This is a genomic window from Frankia sp. CcWB3, from assembly GCF_977927595.1.
Map to the genome: position 1 here is coordinate 1 of NZ_CDWRCK010000303.1, position 2,571 is coordinate 2,571.

Below are 2,571 nucleotides of genomic sequence, written 5' to 3' on the forward strand. Positions count from 1 at the left end.
GAAGTAACGGTCCAGGGGCCACCGACCGTACCCAGGTCCCCCGAACTCAGGTTCGGCCGGCTCGGGTCCCCGTACCCAGGTTCCCCGAGCTCAGGTTCGGCGCCGGGGGGTGCGGGACGTTGCGTGCGCCGAGCATCTCGGCGGCGATCTCGCGGACCTCGGCCATGCTCGGGACGGCGCGCCCCGCGTCGGTCAGCTCCCGCTGCACGGAGGTCATCTCCACCTCGGGCATGCCGCAGGGCGTTGCCCAGGCCCATGGCCGCATGTCGCAGTCGACGTTGAGCGCGAATCCGTGGCTGGTCACCTTGCGCGTGCACCGCAGGCCGATGGACGCGATCTTCCGGTTGGTCCGGCGGGTCCAGACGCCCGTGAGCTCGACGGACCCGGGCGGGGTGTCCCGCCGCTCGGCCGGAATGCCGAGCGCCTCGGCCGTATCCACCAACCGGGCCTCCAACAGCCGCAGGAACGGCACCACCGCGTTCATTGCGCCGATATGACACATCACGTAGCCCACCAGCTGGCCGGGGGCGTGGTACGTCAGCAGCCCACCCCGGTTGGTCTCGTGAACCGGGATGCCCAGCCCCGCGAGCGGGCGGTGCTCGGGCCGGGTCCGCTTGCCGACGGTGTAGACCGGCGGATGCGACAGGAACCACAGCGTGTCCGGCCGCACGCCGTCGATCCGTTCCCGCACCATCACCCGCATCCGCGCCATGGCAACCTCGTAGTCGACGAGATCCTCGTCGAGGCGCAGCAGGGTCTCAGGCCAGGTCACCGGGACCGGGCCCGGGCCGCCGTCCACGGCGTCCACCCCGTCCACCCCGTCCACCCCGTCGACGACATCCACCCCGTCGATAGCATTCACGGGGTTCACGGCATTCACCTCTCCACCGTATGCCCGGTCCACCGTGTGCCCGGGTTCCGGCGGTCCGGGCCGGGATGATCCCGCGCGGTCGGCGTACCGTAGCGCACAGGGAGCAGCGATGACGTACGACATTCTCGCCGACCTCGTCGTGGTGGCCCACCTGCTCGGGATCGCGTTCATCATCTTCGGTGGGCTGCTGGTCCGGCGGCGGCGCTGGCTGCTCTGGCTGCATGTGCCCGCCATCATCTGGGGCGTAACGATCATCACGATCGGGTTCACCTGTCCGCTGACCCCGTTGGAGAAGTATCTGCGACGGCTTGATGGTCAACCGGCCTACCAGGGCGGTTTCATCGATCATTACCTTGCGGGCGTCCTCTACCCGGACGATCTCACCTGGCTCGTCCGCTCGCTGGCCGCGCTGATCGTGGTCGTTGCCTACGTGCGCGTCTGCCTGGACCTGCACCGACGACGGTCCCGACCGACGGTGGGCACCGGACCGGATCCGGCATCATCCGACCCCGGCCAGCGATGACCGTGATGACCGGCGGTGGGGTAGGCCGAGGCCGGCTACGGCGTCACAGCGATACGACGCCACATCGCTACGACGCCGCCACCGGCACACCCCGAATACCCCAACGGGCACACCACCTACGCCGGCGCCGCCCAGCGGGTGCTGGACCGGGTGTCTCAACCGGCGGTGAGCCAGTGGGACACGGCGTCGCCCGTCACGACTCGCACGGTCAGGATTACCGCGGCAACCGCGAGAAGCGGAACGACAACCCAGTGTTCGATCCTGCCGTCCGTCCGGGGAACCAGGACTGTCTCCATCCGCCAGGTGACCGGCCAGAGAAGAGGGCAGCCGCGCGGGGTCAGGCAGTCCCCGGCCAGGTGGGCGAGACAGCCCAGGGTGACCGCGTAGCCGGCGAAGCTCATGTCGATGCCGTGCATGAGAAAGACAGCGACCCCGGCGGTCACGCAGTCCATGACGGACGACCAGTGCTCGTGCTTCTCGAAGTCCAGGCCGAGCCCACGTAGCCCGAAGCCCACGAGGACGAACAGCGCGGCCCACCATCCGTACTCGAAACGGGCGGCCAGCAGGCCCATGACCACACCCATGCCGAGCGCGAAGAGGAGCGAGTGGGTGGCGTGCCGGTGGCCACCGGCGGCCCTGCTGATCCACCTGCACATAACCCGGGTGACCGGCCCGAAGGTGTTGGCGATCCGACCGTTGGGATGGTCGATGTCGGGCAGAAGCGCCGCGCCCGCGGACACCACCGCGCCGGCGATCACCTGGGACGAGGACAAGGACACCGCGTGCGAGCCCAACCACTGCTCCCGGGACAGCAGGGGTGCGGCGGCCAGCCAGACCACCGCCCCGCTCAGGGCGTGGGTCCGCCCCATCATGGCAGCTCAACCTGAATGATCAGCACCGTCAGACTGTATCCAGCCGATCCAGATCCAGCCGATCCAGCCGCCGCGCGCCGAGCGACGTTCGGCTGTCCCGTGGCAAGCAGGCCCCGCGTGTGGTCATCGATCCAGCTCGTCAGACCGGTCGTCCGCGAGTTTGATGTTCCGGTCAGCTCCCAGGCGCGGGTGCTGACGCGAAGAGCAGCGCTACGCGGTCTCCAACAGGCTCGAAGCCAAGCTGCTGATACACGCCGTTGCTGGTCGGATTAGCCAGATCGGTGAACAGCAGGACCTCGTGCGCT

The 2,571-nt window shown here is 69.0% G+C and carries 3 protein-coding genes; 1 reads left to right on the forward strand and 2 read right to left on the reverse strand.

What is annotated here, in order from left to right:
• Positions 1–46: 46 nt before the first annotated feature.
• A complete protein-coding gene (gene lipB, locus ACY5KJ_RS17950; RefSeq protein WP_462189323.1) occupies positions 47–871 on the reverse strand; it encodes a lipoyl(octanoyl) transferase LipB in 825 nt (274 codons plus the stop codon).
• Positions 872–980: 109 nt separating this feature from the next.
• On the opposite strand from lipB, the gene ACY5KJ_RS17955 reads away from it, so the two are divergent.
• A complete protein-coding gene (locus ACY5KJ_RS17955; RefSeq protein ID WP_462189322.1) occupies positions 981–1,394 on the forward strand; it encodes a DUF2784 domain-containing protein in 414 nt (137 codons plus the stop codon).
• A gap of 155 nt (positions 1,395–1,549) precedes the next feature.
• Here ACY5KJ_RS17955 and ACY5KJ_RS17960 read toward each other — a convergent pair whose 3' ends face one another.
• The gene (locus ACY5KJ_RS17960) at positions 1,550–2,266 is read right to left on the reverse strand and encodes a metal-dependent hydrolase (RefSeq protein WP_462189320.1); all 717 of its coding nucleotides are present in this window, start codon (positions 2,264–2,266) and stop codon (positions 1,550–1,552) included.
• Positions 2,267–2,571: the final 305 nt, after the last annotated feature.

What these genes read in the sequence shown, in the direction of transcription:
- ACY5KJ_RS17955 (WP_462189322.1), top strand. Translation starts at nt 981, where the DNA reads ATGACGTACGACATTCTCGCCGACCTCGTCGTGGTGGCCCACCTGCTC.
- ACY5KJ_RS17960 (WP_462189320.1), bottom strand. Translation starts at nt 2,266, where the DNA reads ATGATGGGGCGGACCCACGCCCTGAGCGGGGCGGTGGTCTGGCTGGCC.